We start from the raw sequence: 21,708 nt of genomic DNA, 5'->3' as shown, positions 1-21,708 counted from the left end.
CGTTGACGGATATTGGTTTTGTGTCTAACACTCCGACCCATGAAAAATCTTAACGTACTTATCGTGGTGGGACGGCGCATGGGCAGGATGGTGTAACCATCCGGCGAAAGCACCCATGCGCTGAACGAGGCTCCTCAAGGGGCCTTTTTTTATGTCTTCACACAGGCCATATGGCCCACGATATCCAAAGCCAAATCGGGATGGAACAGGCAATGACGGATAAGGACAATACGGATAACAGCAACACCATGACAGGCGCGGAAATCGTTCTGCGCGCGCTCAAGGACAATGGCGTAGAGCATATCTTCGGCTATCCCGGCGGTGCGGTTCTTCCGATCTATGACGAGATTTTCCAGCAGGAAGACATCCAGCACATTCTGGTTCGCCACGAACAGGGTGCAGGCCACGCCGCCGAAGGTTACGCCCGCTCCACCGGCAAGGTCGGCGTTATGCTCGTCACTTCCGGTCCCGGCGCTACCAATGCCGTTACGCCCTTGCAGGACGCGTTGATGGACAGCATTCCGCTCGTCTGCATCTCCGGCCAGGTTCCAACTTCGCTGATCGGTTCCGATGCGTTTCAGGAGTGCGATACCGTTGGCATCACGCGCCCCTGCACCAAGCACAACTGGCTGGTCAAGGACGTCAACGAGCTGGCCGGCATCATTCATGAAGCCTTCCGTATTGCCCAGACGGGTCGTCCCGGTCCTGTCGTTGTCGATGTTCCCAAGGACATCCAGTTCGCGACCGGCACCTACACGCCGCCATCCGCTGCCATTCAGCAGAAGAGCTACAAGCCGAAGGTTCAGGGCGACATCAACGCCGTTCACGCCGCCATCGAACTGATGTCGAAGGCGCAGCGCCCGGTTCTCTACACGGGCGGCGGTGTCGTCAATTCCGGCCCGGAAGCCACGCGCCTGCTGCGTGAACTGGTTGAACTGACTGGCTTCCCGATCACATCGACGCTGATGGGCCTCGGTTCATATCCGGCATCTGGCGAGAAGTGGCTGGGCATGCTGGGCATGCATGGCTCCTACGAAGCCAACATGGCCATGCACGACTGTGATGTCATGATCTGCGTCGGCGCGCGTTTCGACGACCGTATCACGGGCCGTCTCAACGCGTTTGCGCCGAACTCCAAGAAAATCCACATCGATATCGATCCGTCCTCGATCAACAAGAACGTGCGCGTCGATGTACCGATCGTTGGGGATATTGCCCATGTTCTGGAAGACATGGTTCGCCTGTGGCGGGCGCTGCCGAAGCGTCCTGAAAAGGCGCAGACGGCGGAGTGGCTGGAGCAGATCGAGCGCTGGCGCGCTCGCAACTCCTTTGCCTACAAGAACTCCAACGATGTCATCATGCCGCAATATGCGCTTCAGCGTCTGTCCGAGGCGACCAAGGGGCATGATACCTATATCACGACGGAAGTCGGCCAGCACCAGATGTGGGCCGCGCAGTTCCTCGGCTTCGAACAGCCGAACCGCTGGATGACCTCCGGTGGTCTGGGCACCATGGGCTATGGCTTCCCGGCTGCCATCGGTGTGCAGGTCGCTCACCCGGACGCGTTGGTTATCGATGTCGCCGGTGATGCCTCGATCCAGATGTGTATTCAGGAAATGGCCTGCGCCATCCAGTACAATCTGCCGGTCAAGATCTTCATCCTGAACAACCAGTATATGGGTATGGTGCGGCAGTGGCAGCAGTTGCTGCATGGCAACCGTCTGTCCAACTCCTACACCGAAGCCATGCCTGATTTCGTCAAGCTGGCCGATGCTTATGGCGCCGTCGGCATGTATTGTGACGACCCGAAAGAATTGGACGACAAGATCGCGGAAATGATCGCGGTCAAGCGCCCGGTGATTTTCGACTGCCGCGTCGCTAATCTCACCAACTGCTTCCCGATGATCCCATCGGGCAAGGCACATAATGAGATGCTGTTGCCGGACGAGGCAACAGACGAAGTCGTTGCCAACGCCATCGATGCCAAGGGCCGTCAGCTAGTCTGAGAACCGGAGAGGAATACGGATATGAATGCACATCTACAGCCCACCGGTTCGGCCTACTTCATTCAGAAGGAAACGGAAACCGTTGAAAACCATACGCTTTCGGTTCTCGTCGCTAACGAACCCGGCGTCCTTGCCCGCGTCATCGGCCTGTTTTCCGGTCGCGGTTACAACATCGAAAGCCTGACGGTTTCGGAAACGGAACATGAGGCGCATCTGTCGCGCATCACCATCGTCACGCGTGGCACGCCGGGCGTACTGGAGCAGATCAAGGCCCAGCTGGAGCGCATCGTGCCCGTTCACCGCGTCGTGGACCTCACGGTTCGCGCCCGCCAGAACGGACAGGACCGCCCCATCGAGCGTGAAGTCGCGCTCATCAAGGTGGCCGGACGGGGCGAGGACCGCGCCGAAACGCTGCGGCTGGCCGATGCCTTCCACGCCAAGGTGGTGGATGCGACGCTGGAGCATTTCATCTTCGAAATCACCGGCAAGTCCTCCAAGATCGACCAGTTCCTGACGATCATAAAGCCGCTTGGCCTCCTCGAAGTATGCCGCACCGGCATTGCAGCAATGAACCGGGGTCCGCAGGGGATGTAATCTCCCTCAGCCTCCTGCCAATCTATGAGCCCGCAGTGTTTCGCTGCGGGCTTTTTTGTGCTCTTACGGGTTGCAAGCGCGTCGTATTATCCTGTAATTTCAATGAAAACAGGAAAGGCTCGTGCATTTGAGTTCCAAGGAAATTTTCGTAATCTCCGGCTTTGGCGCGATTCTGCTGCTGATCGGTTTCCAATTGGTGATGTTCTATCGATTGGCGCGCCGAAAGGATTTTGGTCCTTTCCACACCAGATCCATCCGACCGCTCGACCCGCGTTGTCTCGAGAGAGCAACGATATTCGGTCAGGAAGCCAGAGCGCATTTGTCTTCCATTGCCGGAAAGCTTCACGTCATCCTGTTCGTCGCCTTTGCGATCACCGCGGTCGTCACCGGCATCCGACACAAAGAAATTTTCGAGGTGCTGAAGTGAAGCCAAAAACGCGACAGGCATGGGCGCTCTATTGCCGTAGCTATCTGCTAACCCTTGGCGTCATCCTGTTTGCCGGCTCTGCCTTTACCCTTCATCTCGCGTCTGAAGGCCAACTGCTGTTTGAATGGTGGGCTTGGCTCGTTACAGCCTTCATCAGCCTGACTGGGTTCACTCTTATAGCCCTTGGCATCTTCGGCAGCAATTCGCTGGTGGACAAGTGGGCCGATGCCGCGTCTACCCATGAAGCGAGCATTTTTCTAATGATCCTGGCTTTTCCGATCTATTGGCTGTTGAAACAGACGCCGTTTTTCCGTCGTTGATTCGACGGAACTATTGCATACGCGGCAGACCGGGATTGGCGGATCAAAGCCCCTCGGGTACCCTCTGGTTGTATTTTTTTGAAACAGTATTTCGCAGCATAACGTTGCGTAAGTTGATGAAAACAGTAGGTATTTACGTTTTCCGCCTGATATTCAATTTCACGTATTTGGCGTATATTAAGCCTTTATCAATGCGTTCATCATAAACAGAGACTGTCTTTCGCTCCATGATGGAGCGTATCCCCGAGATCGACAAAGCAATGGCTTCTGACCTGAAACAGGGGGAGGGAGGGTAGCGCGCTATTGTCGTCTGGCAGATGCCTAACGCGAGGACACATGTCGTTTCTAGAGAACGCGAAAATCCGCACCAAAATACTCTCCCTCATCGTCCCCGTGGCGCTTGTTGGCTTATGTGGCGTTGCTTTCGTATCGTCCAACTACAAAACTGCCGACAGTACCTATTCAGATTTCATCTCTCAGGACGCGATAGCCGCGACTGAACTGTTTCGCTCCAACACATCTCTGGTTTCGGCTGGCTATGACACATCCATCGGCCTGATGATGTCCGAGCGGTCGATCAAGCCGACCGAGATCGAGGCGACATACAAGAAAGATATCGAAGCGATATCGCGCCGTCTGGACAATGCCAAGAAGCTCGTCCCGGAAGTCGCTCCCAAGCTTGATGTCATGAACGATCGGGCAAAGACCATTGTCGGTTCGTTGGACAAAGTCTGGGCTTCGATCCGCGCCGGCGATTTCAATACCGCGCGCAAGACGCTTCTCGAGGTTGGCCCTTCCATCGAACAATGGCGCGCCGATATTCGCGACATCAGCGAAAGCAATCTTCAGTCGGTCCTGAACAAATCCGACGGACTGACGGACCAGACGAACTCCGCGATCCTGACCTCGCTTGTCACTCTCGGCATTCTCTTTGCGCTCGCCATCATTGCCTCCCTCTGGGTTTCTGCACGCGGCATCACCGGACCCGTTGCACGTTTGAGCGCACGCATGGCATCTCTTGCCAGCGGTCAGACGAAGGAAGAGATCGACGGTCTCAACCGCAAGGACGAGTTGGGCCATATGGCGCAGGCCGTCTCCGTCTTCCGCGAAAACGCTCTTGAGCGCGCTCGTCTCGAACAGGAAGCTGATGCCAATCGCAGCCTGTCCGAGAAGGAACGCATTGCCCGTGAGGAGCAGAAGGCTAAGGAAGCGGCAGACACCAGCTTTGCCGTCGATAATCTGGCCGATGCGCTGTCGCGCCTGTCGGACGGCGATGTGTCCTATCGCATCAGCCAGCCCTTCGCTGCCCATCTCGATGCTGTCCGCAGCAACTTCAACTCGTCCGCTGAAAAGCTGCAATCGGCGCTGTCTCGCGTTGCCGAAAACGCTCGCGGTATCGACGCCGGTGCCAATGAAATCCGCTCGGCTGCCGATGATCTGGCCAAGCGCACCGAACAGCAGGCTGCATCGGTAGAAGAAACCGCAGCAGCTCTGGAGCAGATCACTACGACGGTGAAGGACAGCACCAAGCGTGCACAGGAAGCCGGTCATCTGGTTGCCAAGGCTCGCACGGGTGCCGAACAGTCCGGCAACGTCGTCCGCAAGGCCGTCGTTGCGATGGAGCAGATCGAGAAGTCCTCGTCTGAAATCTCCAACATCATCAGCGTGATCGATGAGATCGCCTTCCAGACCAACCTTCTGGCACTCAACGCCGGTGTTGAAGCGGCACGTGCCGGTGAAGCAGGCAAGGGCTTTGCGGTCGTGGCACAGGAAGTGCGCGAGCTTGCACAGCGTTCCGCAAATGCTGCGAAGGACATCAAGGCGCTGATCACGACTTCGAACACGCAGGTTCAGGAAGGCGTCGAACTCGTCGGCCAGACCGGTCGTGCCTTGGAAACCATCGTGACCGAAGTGCAGGAAATCAACCGCCATGTCGTGGCCATCGTGGACGCGGCGCAGGAGCAGTCTTCCGGTCTCCAGCAGATCAACACCGCTGTGAACCAGATGGACCAGGACACGCAGAAGAACGCGGCCATGGTCGAAGAGCAGACGGCAGCCAGCCACGGCCTTGCAAAGGAAGCGGCGTCGCTCAACCAGTTGCTGGGCCAGTTCAGGCTGGGTGGTGGATACGAAGCACCGCGCCAGGCAACGGCAAGCGAGCGTCCCGCTCCCTCGCCAGCCCGCGCCCTTGGCCGCAAGGTGGCCTCGGCCTTCAACGGTAATGCGGCGGTCAAGTCGGATTGGGAAGAATTCTGATCAACTGATATCAGATGAAAAATATAAAACCGGGCGTCATTGGCGCCCGGTTTTTTTGTGTCTGCATTCTCAATCATCAATTCAATTCGTTGCCAATCCGATTCCGCAAACTGCGGTAAGTCGTTGATCGCGAATCACAACATTTCCAGCTGCCGCTTCTCCGTCGGCGGTGGGAACGCTGCATCCAGTGCGGCCCAGTCTTCCTCGGTGATCTCCAGTTCGATAGCGCCGAGATTTTCGACCACGCGTTCCACATTGGCGGTTTTGGGAATGGGCATCACGCCGTCGCGGTCCAGCAGGAAGGCGAGGGCCACCTGCGCTGGAGTGGCCTGATAGGCTTTGGCAACGCGAATGAGTTCATGGTTGGAAAGAAGGCGGCCTTGCTCGATGGGGGAATAGGCCATCACCGGCACGCCGTGGTGCTGGCACCATGGCACGAGATCGTATTCCGGCCCGCGACGGGAGAGGTTGTAGAGTATCTGGTTGGCAGCGCAATTCCTGCCATCCGGCACGGAGAACAGTTCCTCCATATCGTCGGTATCGAAGTTCGATACGCCCCAGTCGAGAATCTTGCCATCGGCTTTCAGCCGCTCGAACGCAGAAACTGTTTCCTCCAGTGGGTGCGAGCCGCGCCAATGGAGAAGATAGAGATCGAGGTGGTCTGTACCCAGCCGCTTGAGGCTTCGTTCGCAGGCTTCGATGGTGCCTTGCGCACTTGCATTGAAGGGATAGACCTTGCTGACCAGAAAGGTCTCTTCGCGAAGGCCCTTGATGGCCTGACCCACGATCTCTTCGGAGCGGCCATCGGCATACATCTCGGCGGTATCAATAACCCGCATGCCCAGTTCCACTGCCTTGCGAATGCTGGCGATTTCCTGTGCGGCACTGGTGCTGGCTTCGCCCATGTTCCACGTTCCCAGGCCCAGCGCCGGAATGGATTTGCCGGAGGGAAGGGTGACGGTTGGAAGTTCGTCGAACATGTGGTTCTCCCGAGATTGCTGCGTTGAACAGTCTAAACCAAGCAGCCGATACGTCGATCCATCAAAACTTGTGAGGATTTCCATTCGCTGTAACGACTGGCCTTTGCGAAAAAGCTCTCATAGTCTGGCGTATCGGGGGACGGGATGACGATCGAAACCTTTATCGCGCTTTTGCTTTTCGCTTTTACGACATCGATCACGCCGGGGCCGAATAATATGATGTTGTTCGCATCGGGCGTGAATTTCGGCTTTCGCCGCACCATTCCACATATGCTGGGCATTGGTGCCGGGTTTCTGTCGCTGCTGATCGGCGTCGGTCTGGGGCTGGGTGCGCTGCTGCATTCCGTGCCGTTGCTCTACACGGTGCTGAAATTCGCTGGTGGTGCGTATCTGCTGTGGGTCGCGTGGAAAATCGGTACGTCGCGCAGTCTGGGTGATGGCAAGGTCGGGGCGCAGCCGATGACGTTTTTTGCCGCTGCGGCGTTCCAGTGGGTCAACCCGAAAGCGTGGGTCATGGCGGTGACGGCCATGGCGACCTATACGGATGATGCGCGGTACTATTTCACAGTCATGCTGGTGGGTGTCGCGTTCGCGGCGGTCAACCTGCCCAGCGTTTCGACATGGGCCGGTTTCGGTTCGGCGCTGCGGGAATGGTTGTCGGTGCCGGCACGGCTCAAATGGTTCAATATCACCATGGCGGTTTTGCTGGTTATCAGCCTTTGGCCGATGCTGAAATAAGTGCCGTAGAAAGCAAAAAGCCCACGGTTTCCCGTGGGCTTTGTTTTGGGTTCAGGCTGGGATCAGAATTCTTCCCAGGACTTGTCCACTGCCGCAGCACTGCCGCCGCCGAAGGCTCCGGCCACCTTGCGCATCAACTGGCGGGTAGGCGAGGCGACAGGCGCCGAGGACGAGGAAGCGAGCTGCACCGAGCGGCCCGACGTGCCATCGCCGAGGTTGAACTGCGTGATCAGGTGGTTCAGCGCCGCAGCTTCCTTGGCAAGGCTATGGCTTGCAGCCGTGGACTGTTCGACCATGGCGGCGTTCTGCTGGGTGCCCTGGTCCATGGTGTTGACGGCAGAGTTGATTTCCTGAATGCCGACAGACTGTTCGCGCGCCGATTCCACGATGGCATTGACGTGCTGGTTGATGTGCTGAACTTCGGAAACGATGCCTTCCAGCGCCTTGCCGGTGTTGCCGACGAGTTCCACACCGGAGCGAACCTGATCGCCAGAGGTGACGATCAGCGTTTTGATCTCCTTGGCCGCGTTGGCAGAACGCTGCGCCAGTTCACGCACTTCCTGCGCAACAACCGCAAAGCCCTTACCGGCTTCACCGGCACGTGCCGCTTCCACGCCTGCGTTCAGAGCAAGCAGGTTGGTCTGGAAGGCGATCTCGTCGATGACGCCGATGATGTTGGAAATCTCGCTGGATGATTTCTCGATCTGCTGCATGGCGATGACCGCATCACGAACGACCTTGCCGGAATGTTCGGCGCTGAGACGTGTCTTGGTGACAAGGCCGCCGACTTCTTCGGCACGCTTGGCGGAGTCACGAACGGTGGTGGCGATCTGTTCGAGCGCTGCTGCCGTCTCTTCGACGGAAGCGGCCTGCTGTTCTGTGCGCTTGGACAGATCGTCTGCGGCAGAGCGGATTTCGTTGGCGCCAGCATCGATACCGCGGGCGTTCTTGCCAACGGAGACCAGAGCTTCATGCAGCTTGCCGACGGAGTTGTTGAAGTCGTTTCGCAAACGGTCGAGATGCTCGACGAACGGTGTCGTGATGCGGTGGGCGACGTTGCCGTCCGCAAGCTGACCGAGGCCCTGCGCCAGTCCATCCACGGCGAACTGAATGTCGGATGCTTCCTTGGCCTTCTGGCGCTCGCGCTCCACACGTTCCGCTTCGCTCATGCTGCGGTTGGCTTCCGCCTCGCGCTCCATGTTGATCTTGGCAATGGCGTTTTCCTTGAAGACCTGAACGGTCTCCGCCATTTCGCCGATTTCGTCCTTACGGCCAACGCCTGGAATGTCCAGCTGCGTTTCGCCACTGGCAAGGCGCTTCATGGCGGATGTCATTGCCAGCAAGGGCTTGGAAATGCCGGAGCCGATCATGAGACCAGCGATAAGGGCTATGACCACCGCAGCCGCAAGGCTGGTCCAGATCATGCTGATGGCGTTGGAAATGGTCGCGTCGTTTTCGGCGCTGCGCTTTGCCAGCAATGTGCGCTCGTCGGCCTGTGCGTCCTTGATAAAACCGCGAAGACCATCGAAATAGGCCTTGCCCTGCGATGCATCGAGCTGCTTGTTCAGATCGCCGATGGAGGTCGTGTCAGCCAGCGTACCGCGCGTCTTGATCTGCGGCTCGGCGAAATTCTTCTGCCAGTCGCCAATTGCCTTCTCGACATTGTTCATACGTCCGATCTGCGTCGGGTTGTCGGCGACCAGGGCTTTCAGCTCATTGATCGTCTTGTAGATGTTCTGTTCGCCCTGACGATAGGGCTCAAGAAAATTCTGCTGACCGGTGATGATGAAGCCGCGCATGCCGGTTTCCATATCCACGGCTGCTGCGGTGATCGCGTCGGTCTTCTGCAGGACCTGGTTGGTATGGTCTACCCAACCGTTACTTTGGACCATGGAAGAAATGCTTGTAAGGGCAATTGCACCGATGGCAATGGCCAGAACTACAGGTGCTGCTGTGCCTGAGACGACTTTCGTCTTGGTTGATAGGTTCTTGAAAGAAAACATATTTACCCGACCCCTTAGTCAAAGTTAGTGCATGTGAATGGGCATGGCGTTGATGCGAACAACTTTTTTATTGTTTTCGGGGGTTTTCTTTTGGAAAGCCGACGTGTCGTTCTGGTCCGTTTCATGATGCGGATTTGATATCCCTAATATCTAATCCGCACAGTCGAGATAATATTTGAAACCAATTGACCGATAGTTAAAATCTTAATGATGACTTTTAATATTCATTCTTGGCTGAAATAGTTATTCCGCCAGCCTTTATTCTTCTTTCGTTCTTTTTCGGTTGCGCAGCACGCTCGAATCCTGCGATGAGAGCGCATGCAATTTTCACCGCAACAGGATGAAGCCCTGAAGGCTGTTTCGCGCTGGCTGAAGGAAGGCCGGACGCCGGTTTTCCGGCTGTTCGGTTATGCCGGTACGGGCAAGACGACACTTGCCAAGCACTTCGCTGAAAACGTCGATGGAGAGGTTCTGTTTGCTGCCTTCACCGGCAAGGCGGCGCAGGTTCTGCGCTCCCGTGGCGCTTCCAACGCCCGCACCATCCATTCGCTGATCTATCGCCCGCGCGGCGAAGAGGCGGTGGAGGATGAAGAGACGGGCAAGACATCTATCGCGCCGATGTTTTCCATCAACCGCCAGAGCCCGCTTGCCAAGGCAGCGCTGATCATCATTGATGAATGCTCCATGGTGGATGAGGCACTGGGCCGCGACCTGATGAGCTTCAGCACTCCCATTCTTGTTCTGGGCGATCCCGGGCAGCTGCCGCCGGTCAGCGGTGGCGGGTTCTTTACGGAACAGGAACCCGACTTCCTGCTATCGGAAATTCACCGGCAGGCGAAGGACAACCCCATCATCCAGCTTGCCATGGATGTGCGCGAAGGCAAGGAAATCATGCGCGGCGATTATGGCGCAGCGCAGGTCATTTCCAAGAACGAGGTGACGCAGGGACTGGTGCTGGACGCCGATCAGGTCTTGGTCGGTACCAACCGCACCCGCCGCCGCTATAATCAGCGTCTGCGCGAGTTGAAGGGTTTCACGGCCGATTATCCGCAATCCGGCGACAAGCTGGTGTGCCTGCGCAACGATCCCGCAAAGGGTTTGTTGAATGGTTCGCTGTGGCAGGTGATGAGTTCATCGCGTGAAACGGTCAAGCCCGGCATCAACCTGATGATCCGTCCTGAAGATGACGATATGGATCGGGGTGCGGCCAAGATCAAGCTGCTCAAGGCCGCGTTCGAAGAGACGGAAACGGAAATTCCGTGGACGACGCGCAAGCGATACGACGAGTTCGATTATGGTTATGCGCTGACGGTGCACAAATCCCAAGGCTCTCAATGGAACAATGTGGTGTTGTTTGACGAGAGCTTTGCATTTCGCGATTCGCGTGAGCGCTGGCTCTACACGGCGATTACCCGCGCTGCGGAAACCCTGACCATCGTTCGCTGACAGTCTCTAAAACAGCAAAACGCCCGCGACAGTGTGTGCTGCGCAGGCGTTGATTTTACGTTGAAAGGGCCGCGCTTATCCGCGCGATGCCGCTTCTCCATCGTGACGGATCACGCCCAGCATGAAGGCCTTGGCAACCGCCTGAAAGCGATTGTTGGCGCTGACTTTTTCCATGACGCAGGCTTCCAGCTTCTGAAGCTCGTCGCTGGAAATTCCGAGCGTACGTGCCAGCCGAACAGGGGCGTAACCTTCAGCCATCAGCTCCAGGCACTTCCGTTCCTGTGCGTTCAGATTGATTTCAGCGCCTTCGTTGTCAGCGTCTTCGGTTTTCCCGTCGCTGTCGTTGACCACGAGAACATCGCTGATCTGCTGGATCTGGCGACGCACGGTCGAGATTTCACCGGCCAGTTCGCTCTTGCGGGTATTCAACACGTCCTGAAACAGCGCGTCGGCCTCGGACTGGCTCGACGTTTCCGTCAGCTTCTGCATGATGTCCTGAATGGTGGCGACGGGAATGCCAATCTCTCGGCAGAAATTCACGACGGCCATGCAGTGGACATCTTGGTGGGAATAGATGCGCATCAGACCCGCACGGCGCGAAGAGATGATGGCTTTTTCCTCGTAGAAATGCAGTGTGCGGTGAGTTACGCCGAACATATTGGCCATATCGGCGATCGCGACGGGTTCTGGCGGCATATTGGAGGGAAGTGGAACTTCTGGAAGAAAACCTTTGCGGCTGACTGTCGACATCTGCCGCTGCGGCGATGTCTTGGGCTCTTCCGCCATAGGTTTTGCTCTCCAGCGGGCTTCGTTGCGCGCTCTTCCCGTTAAGGATCGCCGTGTGGGAAGCTCGTCCCTCAGAAGCTCGTCAATTCCCGCTTCTATTGAAATGTCCAGATTTTGATGCACTTTTAGATGCGTCTCAGACGCGAAATATTCATTCGACATAATAAATCCCTAGCCCTAATTGGCAGTAGAATGCGGATGTCGATGTTTGGTTCCGCAAGTTTTCAATTATTTTTTGCAAAGCGCTTGCGGGAGGCGGAATAGTGGAGGAAACAAGGCTTCCTTTCTTGAAAACGAACGGTCGGACCATGCCAGCCAAACTCTCCGTCAATCTCAATGCCATCGCCATGCTTCGCAACCGCCGCGACTTGCCTTGGCCAGATGTTGCGCAGTTTGGCCGCATCGCGTTGCAAGCGGGTGCGAGTGGACTGACGGTGCATCCGCGCCCCGACCAGAGGCACATCCGCTTTTCGGACCTGCCCGTGCTGCGGGCGCTGATCGATGATGAGTTTCCCAAAGCCGAGTTCAATATCGAGGGCTATCCTTCCGAAGATTTACTTTTGCTGTGCGAGGAAGCTCAGCCCGAGCAGGTGACGCTGGTGCCCGATGACCCGGCGCAGGCGACATCGGACCACGGTTGGGATTTCAAAAAGCATGCGCGATTTTTGAAGGAGAGCGTTGCGCGTCTGAAAACCGGTGGCATGCGTGTCTCGCTGTTTGCCGATGGCGATGGTGACGAGGACGCCGTCAAGCTTGCTGCGGAAACCGGCGCGAGCAGGATCGAGCTTTATACGGGCCCCTACGGCGGCTGTTTCGACAATGAAGAGCAGGGCCGTATCTGGCTCGAAAAGCTGGGCGCGACGGCTGATTTTGCCCATGCGCTGGGATTGGAGGTCAATGCGGGTCACGATCTCACCGTTGCCAACCTGCCGCCGCTCGTTCAGCGCATTCCCTACCTTGCCGAAGTTTCCATCGGTCACGGCCTGACCGCCGATGCGCTGGAGTTTGGAATGGCGGAAACGGTACGGCGATTTTGCCGCGCCTGCGGTCAGTCTATTTCATAACTATCGTCAATTTTTGCCTTTATATTGAAGCCGCGCACTCTCCGAGAGGTACAGGGGTGTGCGGCTTATCAATTTGAGAAGGGCAGATTTTATGCAGGAGCATCACGTTGTCGTCGTTGGGGGAGGCTTCGGCGGATTGCAGGTCGTTCATGGACTGAAAGGCGCACCGGTTCGCATTACGCTGATCGACCGTCGCAACCATCATTTGTTTCAACCGCTATTGTATCAGGTCGCCACGACCGCGCTGGCGACATCCGAAATCGCCTGGCCGATCCGCCGTCTTTACAAGAACAGGCCTGAGGTCACCACGCTGCTATCCGAGGTCGGCGATATAGACCGGCAAAATCGCACCGTCATTCTAAAGTCCGGCGACACCGTCGCCTTCGACACTCTGGTGCTCGCCACCGGCGCGCGGCATGCCTATTTCGGCAACGATGCTTGGGAAAAACACGCGCCCGGCCTCAAGACGCTGGAAGACGCGACCACCATCCGTCGCCGCCTGCTGCTGGCGTTCGAGCGGGCGGAACTCGCCAAGACGGAAGAAGAGCGTCAGGCGCAACTGACCTTTGCCGTCATCGGTGCCGGGCCGACGGGCGTGGAAATGGCTGGCATGATTGCAGACCTTGCCCACAAGGTTCTGCCGCCAGAGTTTCGCAATGTCGATACGCGCAAGGCGCGGGTGATGCTGGTAGAAGCAGGCCCGCGTGTTCTTGCTGCCTTTACCGAAGATCTCTCGGCCTACAGCAAGCGGGCGTTGGAGCATCTGGGTGTAGAGGTCGTGCTGGGCACGCCGGTATCGTCCTGCACGGAAGACGGGTTCAAGATCGGCGACGAATTCATCCCCGCCCGCACCATTATCTGGGCCGCAGGCGTGCAGGCTTCCCCCGCCGCACAGTGGCTCGATGTGAAGGCCGACAGAGCAGGGCGCGCCACGGTCGGGCCGCAGTTGAGCATCGAAGGCGATCCCGATATCTTCGTCATCGGCGATACCGCATCTGTGATGCAGGCGGATGGCAAGCCGGTGCCCGGCGTTGCCCCCGCCGCAAAACAGCAGGGTGCTTTCGTCGCCGAGGTCATCAAGGCCCGGTTGAATGGCACGACAGAGCCCGCCGCATTCCGCTACCGCCATCAGGGCAATCTCGCCACCATCGGCAGAAGCGCTGCCGTGGCCGACTTCGGAAGGATCAAGCTGAAAGGGGTGCTGGCATGGTGGATATGGGGCCTCGCCCACATCTACTTTCTCATCGGCACCCGCTCGCGGTTGGCGGTGGCGTGGAGCTGGCTGTGGATCTACCTCAGCGGACAGCACAGCGCCCGGCTGATCACGCAGAAGGAAACGTTGAAGGACGAGGGGTGAGCTTGGTTTCCTGTAGATTACGGTCAGCGCCACCACTACTGCCGTCATCCTTGGGCTTGTCCCAAGGATCTAATCACGTCACATCCGCAGGAGCATTATCAGACCCTCGGGACAAGCCCGAGGGTGACGGTGTTGGGGTGCCCGTCGCTATTTCATAGCAGGCGCGGTGGCGTGTCCCCGGACTAATCCGGGGATATCACCAACATCAATCAGCGAATCCGTTTCGCCGCAGGCTCCGGCACCAACTCGCCATTCAAACGGCGGTCGAGGTAATCCTCGCATTCGGCCATCAGCGTGTCCACCTGGCCGTTGAAGAAGTGGTTGGCGCCGGGAACGGTGCGGTGGGTGATGAGGATGCCCTTTTGGGTCTTCAGCTTTTCCACCAGAACGTTGACGTCCTTCTCAGGCGCGACCTTGTCGGCATCGCCATTGATGATGAGGCCCGACGACGGGCAGGGGGCGAGGAAGGAGAAGTCGTAGGTGTTGGGCTGTGGCGCAATCGACATGAAGCCTTCGATCTCAGGGCGACGCATTAGAAGCTGCATGCCGATCCACGAGCCGAAGGAGTAGCCGGCCACCCAGCAGCTCTTTGAATCTGGGTGCAGGCTCTGCACCCAGTCGAGCGCCGATGCGGCATCCGACAACTCGCCTGCGCCGTGGTCGAACTCGCCCTGGCTGCGGCCGATGGAGCGGAAGTTGAAGCGCAATGTCGTGAAGCCGCGCTTCTGGAACAGGTAGAAGAGCTGGTAGACGATCTGGTTGTTCATCGTGCCGCCGAACTGCGGGTGCGGGTGCAGGATGATCGCAATCGGGGCGCTTTTTTCCTTGGACGGCTGGTAGCGGCCTTCGAGGCGACCCGCAGGGCCGTTGAAAATGACTTCGGGCATAGGTACTCCGGTCGTGTTTTTGTGTTTCTAAACCTTTTCCATGCGCAAGAAGACTTGACGGGGAAGGTCAGCTTTTCTAAAACCCAGTTTAGAACTATTCGAAACTTCGTGTGCTGTCTGCACTGTTGGACGTGTCATAAGGCAAGCACGACGGAAATTTCAAGGAAAATGCGCTTTGGCGCATCAATCATAGGTTAGACAGACAGTTTCCCCATGAGCACGACAACGCGCACATATCTGGACTGGAACGCGACGGCACCCTTGCTGCCCGCCGTCCGGGCTGCGTTTGTTGCTGCTTTGGATATGTCCGGCAACCCGTCTTCCGTCCACAAGGAAGGTCGCGCAGTGCGCGCCGCAATCGAATCCGCGCGCCGCGATGTGGCTGAGCTGGTCGGTGCGCAGGCGTCACATGTGATCTTTACCAGCGGTGCGACGGAAGCTGCCAATCTTGTGCTGTCGCCCACGTTCAAGATGGGGCGTTCGGCGCTTTCTATCGGTCGTCTCTATGTTTCGGCCATCGAGCATCCGGCCATTCGTGAGGGCGGGCGGTTTGACAAGGCCGATGTCAGCGAAATCGCGGTGACGTCTAATGGCGTTCTTGATCTCGCGGCGCTTGAGGCTGCGCTGGCATCGCATGACGCCACTAAAGGTCTTCCGATGGTGGCGCTGATGCTGGTCAATAATGAGACCGGTATCGTTCAGGCGGTGGAAGAAGCTGCACGTCTGGTTCACGCCGCTGGCGGTCTGTTGGTTGTCGATGCCGTTCAGGCGGTTGGCCGTATTGCTGTGGATATAGAAGCGCTCGGTGCTGATTTCTTAATCGTGTCTTCACACAAGATCGGCGGCCCAAAGGGCATGGGTGCGCTGATTTCCCGCGGTGAGGTGATGATGCCGAAGCCTTTGATCCATGGTGGTGGCCAGGAAAAGGGTCATCGTTCCGGCACGGAAAACACCTCCGCTATTATCGGGTTTGGAACGGCTGCTGTCGAAGCATTGAAAAATCTCGATGAGGAAGCGCAGCGTCTCGGTGCATTGCGTGGGATTTTGGAAAACGCGATGCGCGCTATGGCACCGGATGTTATTATCCACGGCGACGATGCGGCGCGGGTCTGCAACACCACATTTTTCACCCTGCCGGGCCTGAAGTCAGAGACGGGCCAGATCGCATTCGATATTGAAGGCATCGCGCTTTCGGCTGGTGCTGCCTGTTCTTCGGGCAAGGTAGGCGAGAGCCATGTGCTGACGGCCATGGGGCACGATCCCAAGCTGGGTGCCCTGCGCATTTCGCTGGGTGCGGCAACGACTGAGGCTGATATCGACAAGGCCATCGCGGCGTTTGCCAAGATTGCAGGGCGACGAAAGCTGGCTGTGCAGGCGGCGTGAGGCCAAAAACAATTGCGGAAAGTCAAATTTCCGCTTGCCGGAGAGTGTGAAAAGCGCCATCCGAACACTAAATAATGCATAGCGATAAAAGTTATGCTCGACCACGAATGAAGGCGGGTCTTCCGTCTTGATACGTTGACAAGCCACCGGACCTTGGATCCGGCGAGATTGGAGAACGACTATGGCAGCGGTTCAGGAAACGATCGATCAGGTCCGCCAGATCGATGTGGACCAGTACAAATACGGTTTTGAAACCGAGATCGAGGTGGACAAGGCTCCGAAGGGCCTGTCCGAAGAGGTGATCCGTTTCATTTCCGCCAAGAAGGAAGAGCCCGAATGGATGCTTGCATGGCGTCTTGAGGCTTACCAGCGCTGGCTGACGATGGAAGAGCCCACCTGGGCGCGCGTCAATTACCCCAAGATCGATTTCAACGATCTGTATTATTATGCGGCACCAAAGAGCACGCCCGGCCCGAAATCGCTTGAGGATGTCGACCCTGAGCTGTTGAAGGTTTACGAGAAGCTCGGCATTCCGCTGATGGAACAGGAAATTCTGGCTGGCGTCGAAAACCGCCGCGTGGCCGTGGATGCCGTGTTCGACTCAGTCTCGGTTGTCACGACATTCAAGAAAGAGCTGATGAAGGCTGGCGTGATTTTCATGTCGATCTCGGAAGCCATTCGCGAATATCCTGACCTCATCAAGAAATATATCGGCTCGGTCGTTCCGACGACGGACAATTATTATGCGACGCTGAACTCCGCCGTCTTCACCGATGGTTCGTTCGTGTTCGTGCCGAAGGGCGTTCGTTGCCCGATGGAGTTGTCCACCTATTTCCGCATCAACGAGAAGAACACTGGCCAGTTCGAGCGCACGCTGATCATCGCGGAAGAGGGCGCTTACGTGTCCTATCTCGAAGGCTGCACGGCGCCGCAGCGCGACGAAAACCAGCTTCATGCTGCCGTGGTCGAGCTTGTGGCGCTCGATGATGCCGAAATCAAATATTCCACCGTCCAGAACTGGTATCCTGGTGATAAGGACGGCAAGGGCGGCATCTATAACTTCGTGACCAAGCGTGGCGATTGCCGTGGCCATCGTTCGAAGATTTCGTGGACGCAGGTCGAAACCGGCTCTGCCATCACCTGGAAGTACCCATCCTGCATTCTGCGCGGCGACGACAGCCGTGGCGAGTTCTACTCGATTGCCGTGTCCAATGGCCATCAGCAGATCGATTCTGGCACCAAGATGATCCACCTCGGCAAGAACACGTCGAGCCGTATCATTGCCAAGGGCATCGCTGCCGGTTTTTCGGAAAACGTCTATCGCGGCCAGGTTTCGGCTCACCGCAAGGCGACCAACACGCGCAACTTCACGCAGTGCGACAGCCTTCTGATCGGCGACAAGTGCGGTGCGCATACGGTGCCTTACATCGAAGCAAAGAACTCGTCCTGCCAGTTCGAGCACGAAGCAACGACGTCCAAGATTTCCGAGGACCAGCTGTTCTACTGCCTGCAACGCGGCATTCCCGAGGAGTCGGCCATTGCGCTGATCGTCAATGGCTTCGTGAAGGACGTCATTCAGCAGTTGCCGATGGAATTTGCGGTTGAAGCGCAGAAGCTGATCGGGATTTCGCTTGAGGGAAGCGTGGGCTAACGTTTTTCGTCATCCTCGGGCTTGTCCCGAGGATCTACTGCCGTGGAATGTAGGATGAGCGGTTTCGTCTACATGATGTCCGACAAACCACGGGGTGTGATCTACACAGGTGTCACAAGCGATTTGCGGGCACGGGTTTGGGAACATCGCAATGCAGTACGAAAAGGTTACACCGAGAAATACAGGGCAAAGAGCCTCGTATGGTTCGAAACCCATCCGAATATCGTGCTGGCGATCCAGCGGGAGAAATCGTTGAAGCGCTATCTGCGTGAATGGAAAATCAGGCTGATAGAGGGACTTAATCCAACTTGGGAAGACCTTTACGAGCGCATTGACGAGATCGAAAATGCCTATATGCCGCATGAAAATACGCGGGCGTTGGGTGACTATAGTTGACGTGATTAGATCCTCGGGACAAGCCCGAGGATGACGGATGTGAGAATTGAGACTGGCCTTTAAGAGGGCTTACAAGACGGACTTTTAAACCGTCCTAAGAGTTAGGAAACAAACATGCTTGAAATCATCGACCTGCACGCAAAGATCGCCGATACCGAAACTGAAATCATCAAGGGCCTGAACCTGAAGGTTGCTGCTGGTGAAGTGGCGGCTATCATGGGGCCGAATGGCTCTGGCAAGTCCACGCTGTCCTACATTCTGTCGGGCCGTGAAGATTACGAAGTCACTTCCGGTGACATTCTCTATAACGGCGAAAGCATTCTGGAACTGGACGCTGCCGAGCGTGCGGCCAAGGGCATTTTCCTTGCCTTCCAGTACCCGGTCGAAATTCCTGGCGTTGCCACCATGCAGTTCCTGAAGGTTGCCATGAACGAGCAGCGCAAGGCGCGCGGCGAGGCTGAGCTGACGACGCCTGACTTCATCAAGAAGGTGAAGGAAGCTGCTGGCGATCTGAAGATCGACATGGACATGCTCAAGCGTCCGCTCAATGTCGGCTTCTCCGGTGGTGAAAAGAAGCGCGCCGAAATTCTGCAGATGGCGCTGCTGGAGCCGAAGCTTTGCGTGCTGGATGAAACCGACTCCGGTCTCGACATCGACGCGCTGAAGATCGTGGCCGATGGCGTCAACGCGCTGAAGTCTCCAGACCGTGCAACCATCGTCATCACCCACTATCAGCGCCTGCTAGATTACATCGTGCCTGACAGCGTTCACGTTCTCTACAAGGGCAAGATCATCCGTTCCGGCGACAAGAGCTTGGCGCTCGATCTGGAATCCAACGGTTACGCCGACATCATCGGTGAAGCAGCCTGATTGGCTGGGAAAGGTGATGTCATGAACATGCAAACAACCAACCGGCAGACGCCAGCGGAACTCGCGCTGGCAGACGCTTTCACCGCCAAGTTCAGCGCTTTACCGGGCGACGGTAACGTCGTAGCTGCTCGCGATGTTCTGTTTGACGATCTGAAGACCGGCGGCTTGCCGACGCGTCGCGTCGAGGCCTGGCACTACACCGATCTGAAAACGCTGCTGCGCGGCATCCCTGAAGATGCGCCTGCACCCATGATCGAAAAGCGTGCTGCACTCGTGGCCGGTGCGCCGATTGCTTACATCATGCACGGCAAGGCTATCGATTCCGAAATCGAAGGCTTCAAGATCGAAAGCTATGCGGAGAGCCTTTCCGATGGCACCGCTGCCGCCGCTCTCGTTGCTGCCAGCAAGGATGACGCGATTGGTCGGATCAATGGCAGCTTCGTGCGCGACGGTCTGACTGTCATCGTTCCCGATGATTCCATCTTCGTCAATCCGCTCGAGCTTCAGGCGATCCATGGGGCAGGGCAGGTTCACAGCCGTTTCCCTGTTACTTTCGGCAAAGGCTCCAAGGCAACGATCATCGAACGTCACCTATCGGTGACCGATGAAGCCGCATTCGTCTCTTCGGTCAGTGAGATCGAGGTTCAGGACGGCGCGGAAGCGACCTACGTCATTCTCCAGCAACAGGGTACAGCCGATACGCACCTTGGTCAGCTGCGAATTATCATGGGTGCGGATGCCAAGCTGCGGCTGTTCGTCATCAATGCCGGTGGCAAGCTGGTACGTCAGGAACTGCGTGTTGACGTCAACGGCGAGGGCTCCGACCTTTCCATCCGTGGTGTCAATCTTCTGGGTGGCGAAACGCATACCGACGTGACGATGGTTCTCGGCCACAATGTGCCCAACACCACCTCGACTGAAGTCTTCCGCAACGTTGTGTTCGACCGCGCCAAGGGCATCTTCCAGGGCATGATCCGGGTTGCGCCCGATGCTCAGAAGACCGATGCCAAGATGGCCTGCAACACGCTGCTGATGTCTGACGATGGCGAGTTTTCGGCCAAGCCGGAACTGGAAATCTTCGCAGATGACGTTCAGTGCGGCCATGGTGCGACCGTTGCCGATATCAGCGACAACCACCTCTATTACCTGATGGCGCGTGGCGTGCCGCGTGCGAAGGCGCGGGCCATGCTGGTCAACGCTTTTGTCGATGAGATCATCGAAGAGCTGGAAGACGAACAACTGGTAGAGGCGCTGGAAGACATCATCGCCAGCTGGCTGGAACATCATGCCTGATCGCGAACGCGCCGCCGTGGCCGCCCCTTATGACGTCGAAGCCGTGCGGAAGGATTTTCCGATCCTTTCGCGCGAGGTCTATGGCAAGCCGCTGGTCTATCTGGACAACGGCGCGTCCGCGCAAAAGCCGCAGGTCGTCATCGATGCCATTTCGAACGCCTATTCGAATGAATATGCCAACGTGCATCGCGGCCTGCATTTTCTCTCCAATGCCGCAACGGATGCTTATGAAGCGTCGCGCGAAAAGGTGCGTCGCTTTCTGAATGCCGGTTCGGTGGACGAGATCGTCTTCACCAAATCCTCGACCGAAGCGATCAATACGGTTGCTTACGGTTATGGTATGCCGAAGATCGGCGAGGGCGATGAGATCGTCATCTCGATCATGGAACACCATTCCAATATCGTTCCATGGCATTTCATTCGTGAGCGGCAGGGTGCCAAGCTCGTCTGGGTGCCGGTGGATGATGACGGTGCTTTCCATATCGAGGATTTCGAAAAGAGTCTGACCGAAAAGACCAAGCTCGTCGCTATCACGCACATGTCGAATGCGCTCGGTACCGTCGTTCCCGTCAAGGAAATTTGCCGCATCGCGCATGAGCGTGGCATTCCGGTGTTGGTCGATGGCAGCCAGGCTGCGGTTCATATGCCTGTCGATGTGCGCGATATCGATTGCGACTGGTATGTGATGACAGGCCACAAGCTTTACGGCCCGTCCGGCATCGGGGTGCTCTACGGCAAGGCCGACCGCTTGAAAGAGATGCGTCCGTTTCAGGGCGGCGGCGAGATGATTCTCGACGTGTCCGAGGATGCGATCACCTATAACGAGCCGCCACATCGGTTCGAAGCGGGTACACCGCCCATCGTTCAGGCCATTGGTCTTGGTTATGCGCTGGATTATATGGAGGGTGTGGGCCGTGCCGCGATTGCGGCGCATGAGGCGGATCTTGCAGCTTACGCCGCCGAGCGGTTGCGTGATATCAATTCGCTGCGCATCATCGGCAATGCGCCGGGCAAGGGTGGTATCTTTTCGTTTGAGCTTGAGGGTATTCACGCCCATGATGTCTCGATGGTCATCGATAGGCGCGGCGTGGCCGTGCGTGCTGGCACCCATTGCGCCATGCCGCTCTTGAAACGCTTCGGCGTCACCTCCACATGCCGTGCATCGTTCGGCCTCTACAATACGCGCGCGGAAGTGGACGCTCTGGCCGAAGCGCTGGATTATGCCCGCACATTTTTCGCCTGAAGGATCAG

Annotated in this window: 19 protein-coding genes; 15 read left to right on the top strand and 4 right to left on the bottom strand. The window is 57.2% G+C overall.

The genetic code is table 11. The features are described 5' to 3' along the window. Positions 1-212 precede the first annotated feature (212 nt). The 5 genes from HRR99_RS09715 to HRR99_RS09695 all read left to right on the top strand — a co-directional run bounded on the left by HRR99_RS09715 (position 213) and on the right by HRR99_RS09695 (position 5,603). Complete coding sequence (locus HRR99_RS09715) at positions 213-2,006, top strand: acetolactate synthase 3 large subunit (protein WP_233121427.1); 1,794 nt, start codon at positions 213-215, stop codon at positions 2,004-2,006. 21 nt (positions 2,007-2,027) lie between these two features. Beyond that, the gene (gene ilvN, locus HRR99_RS09710) at positions 2,028-2,600 is read left to right on the top strand and encodes an acetolactate synthase small subunit (RefSeq protein WP_111838005.1); all 573 of its coding nucleotides are present in this window, start codon (positions 2,028-2,030) and stop codon (positions 2,598-2,600) included. A 121-nt stretch (positions 2,601-2,721) separates the two neighbouring features. After that, entirely contained in the window at positions 2,722-3,027 is a 306-nt protein-coding gene (locus tag HRR99_RS09705) for a hypothetical protein (RefSeq protein WP_233121425.1), read from the top strand. Continuing rightward, a complete protein-coding gene (locus HRR99_RS09700) occupies positions 3,024-3,347 on the top strand; it encodes a hypothetical protein (protein ID WP_233121424.1) in 324 nt (107 codons plus the stop codon). Before HRR99_RS09705 ends, HRR99_RS09700 begins: the two co-directional genes overlap by 4 nt. Before the next feature lie 336 nt (positions 3,348-3,683). Next, positions 3,684-5,603: a methyl-accepting chemotaxis protein gene (locus HRR99_RS09695; protein ID WP_233121423.1), complete on the top strand. Its 1,920-nt coding sequence runs from the start codon at positions 3,684-3,686 to the stop codon at positions 5,601-5,603. Between the two features lie 134 nt (positions 5,604-5,737). Here the strand turns inward: HRR99_RS09695 and HRR99_RS09690 are convergent, their stop codons facing one another. Further along, on the bottom strand, positions 5,738-6,583 hold the full coding sequence (locus HRR99_RS09690) for an aldo/keto reductase (RefSeq protein ID WP_233121422.1): 846 nt from the start codon (positions 6,581-6,583) through the stop codon (positions 5,738-5,740). A gap of 144 nt (positions 6,584-6,727) precedes the next feature. On the opposite strand from HRR99_RS09690, the gene HRR99_RS09685 reads away from it, so the two are divergent. Further along, positions 6,728-7,321: a LysE family translocator gene (locus HRR99_RS09685; RefSeq protein WP_233121421.1), complete on the top strand. Its 594-nt coding sequence runs from the start codon at positions 6,728-6,730 to the stop codon at positions 7,319-7,321. Between the two features lie 62 nt (positions 7,322-7,383). On the opposite strand, the gene HRR99_RS09680 is transcribed toward HRR99_RS09685, so the two are convergent. Further along, complete coding sequence (locus HRR99_RS09680) at positions 7,384-9,324, bottom strand: methyl-accepting chemotaxis protein (RefSeq protein ID WP_233121420.1); 1,941 nt, start codon at positions 9,322-9,324, stop codon at positions 7,384-7,386. Positions 9,325-9,642: 318 nt separating this feature from the next. Between HRR99_RS09680 and HRR99_RS09675 the strand changes: the two genes are divergently transcribed. After that, on the top strand, positions 9,643-10,770 hold the full coding sequence (locus HRR99_RS09675; RefSeq protein WP_233121419.1) for an ATP-dependent DNA helicase: 1,128 nt from the start codon (positions 9,643-9,645) through the stop codon (positions 10,768-10,770). Between the two features lie 75 nt (positions 10,771-10,845). Here HRR99_RS09675 and HRR99_RS09670 read toward each other — a convergent pair whose 3' ends face one another. Next, a complete protein-coding gene (locus HRR99_RS09670; RefSeq protein ID WP_233121417.1) occupies positions 10,846-11,556 on the bottom strand; it encodes a MerR family transcriptional regulator in 711 nt (236 codons plus the stop codon). A gap of 308 nt (positions 11,557-11,864) precedes the next feature. On the opposite strand from HRR99_RS09670, the gene HRR99_RS09665 reads away from it, so the two are divergent. Then, positions 11,865-12,620, top strand: coding sequence for a pyridoxine 5'-phosphate synthase (locus HRR99_RS09665; RefSeq protein ID WP_233121415.1), 756 nt, complete (start codon positions 11,865-11,867; stop codon positions 12,618-12,620). Positions 12,621-12,711: 91 nt separating this feature from the next. Continuing rightward, positions 12,712-13,977 (top strand): NAD(P)/FAD-dependent oxidoreductase, encoded by a 1,266-nt coding sequence (locus tag HRR99_RS09660; protein WP_233121413.1) that lies wholly within the window; start codon positions 12,712-12,714, stop codon positions 13,975-13,977. A gap of 209 nt (positions 13,978-14,186) precedes the next feature. Here HRR99_RS09660 and HRR99_RS09655 read toward each other — a convergent pair whose 3' ends face one another. Continuing rightward, on the bottom strand, positions 14,187-14,864 hold the full coding sequence (locus tag HRR99_RS09655) for an alpha/beta hydrolase (protein WP_045229073.1): 678 nt from the start codon (positions 14,862-14,864) through the stop codon (positions 14,187-14,189). Between the two features lie 213 nt (positions 14,865-15,077). Here HRR99_RS09655 and HRR99_RS09650 point away from each other — a divergent pair, with 213 nt between their 5' ends. The 6 genes from HRR99_RS09650 (at position 15,078) to HRR99_RS09625 (ending at position 21,700) form a co-directional block, all read left to right on the top strand. After that, positions 15,078-16,247, top strand: coding sequence for a cysteine desulfurase family protein (locus tag HRR99_RS09650; RefSeq protein ID WP_233121411.1), 1,170 nt, complete (start codon positions 15,078-15,080; stop codon positions 16,245-16,247). Between the two features lie 181 nt (positions 16,248-16,428). Further along, complete coding sequence (sufB, locus tag HRR99_RS09645; RefSeq protein ID WP_042615992.1) at positions 16,429-17,898, top strand: Fe-S cluster assembly protein SufB; 1,470 nt, start codon at positions 16,429-16,431, stop codon at positions 17,896-17,898. A 54-nt stretch (positions 17,899-17,952) separates the two neighbouring features. Then, a complete protein-coding gene (locus tag HRR99_RS09640) occupies positions 17,953-18,294 on the top strand; it encodes a GIY-YIG nuclease family protein (RefSeq protein WP_233121410.1) in 342 nt (113 codons plus the stop codon). A 114-nt stretch (positions 18,295-18,408) separates the two neighbouring features. Continuing rightward, positions 18,409-19,164, top strand: coding sequence for a Fe-S cluster assembly ATPase SufC (gene sufC / locus HRR99_RS09635; protein WP_062449420.1), 756 nt, complete (start codon positions 18,409-18,411; stop codon positions 19,162-19,164). A gap of 21 nt (positions 19,165-19,185) precedes the next feature. Then, positions 19,186-20,457, top strand: coding sequence for a Fe-S cluster assembly protein SufD (gene sufD, locus HRR99_RS09630; RefSeq protein WP_233121408.1), 1,272 nt, complete (start codon positions 19,186-19,188; stop codon positions 20,455-20,457). Beyond that, positions 20,450-21,700, top strand: a complete 1,251-nt coding sequence (locus HRR99_RS09625; RefSeq protein ID WP_233121407.1) for a cysteine desulfurase — start codon at positions 20,450-20,452, stop codon at positions 21,698-21,700. The genes sufD and HRR99_RS09625 overlap by 8 nt, the downstream gene beginning before the upstream one ends. Positions 21,701-21,708 lie beyond the last annotated feature (8 nt).

It is taken from the genome of Agrobacterium vaccinii, from assembly GCF_021310995.1.
GTDB classification, from domain to species: domain Bacteria; phylum Pseudomonadota; class Alphaproteobacteria; order Rhizobiales; family Rhizobiaceae; genus Agrobacterium; species Agrobacterium vaccinii.
Note: the sequence above shows the minus strand (reverse complement) of the source record. Positions and strands in the feature narration are given on the sequence as shown.

Bases quoted from the DNA above. Each gene is read 5' to 3' on its own strand.
- HRR99_RS09625 (WP_233121407.1), top strand. From the start codon at position 20,450: ATGCCTGATCGCGAACGCGCCGCCGTGGCCGCCCCTTATGACGTCGAA.
- HRR99_RS09670 (WP_233121417.1), bottom strand. From the start codon at position 11,556: ATGGCGGAAGAGCCCAAGACATCGCCGCAGCGGCAGATGTCGACAGTC.
- HRR99_RS09640 (WP_233121410.1), top strand. From the start codon at position 17,953: ATGAGCGGTTTCGTCTACATGATGTCCGACAAACCACGGGGTGTGATC.
- HRR99_RS09690 (WP_233121422.1), bottom strand. From the start codon at position 6,583: ATGTTCGACGAACTTCCAACCGTCACCCTTCCCTCCGGCAAATCCATT.
- sufC (WP_062449420.1), top strand. From the start codon at position 18,409: ATGCTTGAAATCATCGACCTGCACGCAAAGATCGCCGATACCGAAACT.
- HRR99_RS09685 (WP_233121421.1), top strand. From the start codon at position 6,728: ATGACGATCGAAACCTTTATCGCGCTTTTGCTTTTCGCTTTTACGACA.
- sufB (WP_042615992.1), top strand. From the start codon at position 16,429: ATGGCAGCGGTTCAGGAAACGATCGATCAGGTCCGCCAGATCGATGTG.
- sufD (WP_233121408.1), top strand. From the start codon at position 19,186: ATGAACATGCAAACAACCAACCGGCAGACGCCAGCGGAACTCGCGCTG.
- HRR99_RS09660 (WP_233121413.1), top strand. From the start codon at position 12,712: ATGCAGGAGCATCACGTTGTCGTCGTTGGGGGAGGCTTCGGCGGATTG.
- ilvN (WP_111838005.1), top strand. From the start codon at position 2,028: ATGAATGCACATCTACAGCCCACCGGTTCGGCCTACTTCATTCAGAAG.
- HRR99_RS09650 (WP_233121411.1), top strand. From the start codon at position 15,078: ATGAGCACGACAACGCGCACATATCTGGACTGGAACGCGACGGCACCC.
- HRR99_RS09665 (WP_233121415.1), top strand. From the start codon at position 11,865: ATGCCAGCCAAACTCTCCGTCAATCTCAATGCCATCGCCATGCTTCGC.
- HRR99_RS09695 (WP_233121423.1), top strand. From the start codon at position 3,684: ATGTCGTTTCTAGAGAACGCGAAAATCCGCACCAAAATACTCTCCCTC.
- HRR99_RS09675 (WP_233121419.1), top strand. From the start codon at position 9,643: ATGCAATTTTCACCGCAACAGGATGAAGCCCTGAAGGCTGTTTCGCGC.
- HRR99_RS09680 (WP_233121420.1), bottom strand. From the start codon at position 9,324: ATGTTTTCTTTCAAGAACCTATCAACCAAGACGAAAGTCGTCTCAGGC.
- HRR99_RS09715 (WP_233121427.1), top strand. From the start codon at position 213: ATGACGGATAAGGACAATACGGATAACAGCAACACCATGACAGGCGCG.
- HRR99_RS09655 (WP_045229073.1), bottom strand. From the start codon at position 14,864: ATGCCCGAAGTCATTTTCAACGGCCCTGCGGGTCGCCTCGAAGGCCGC.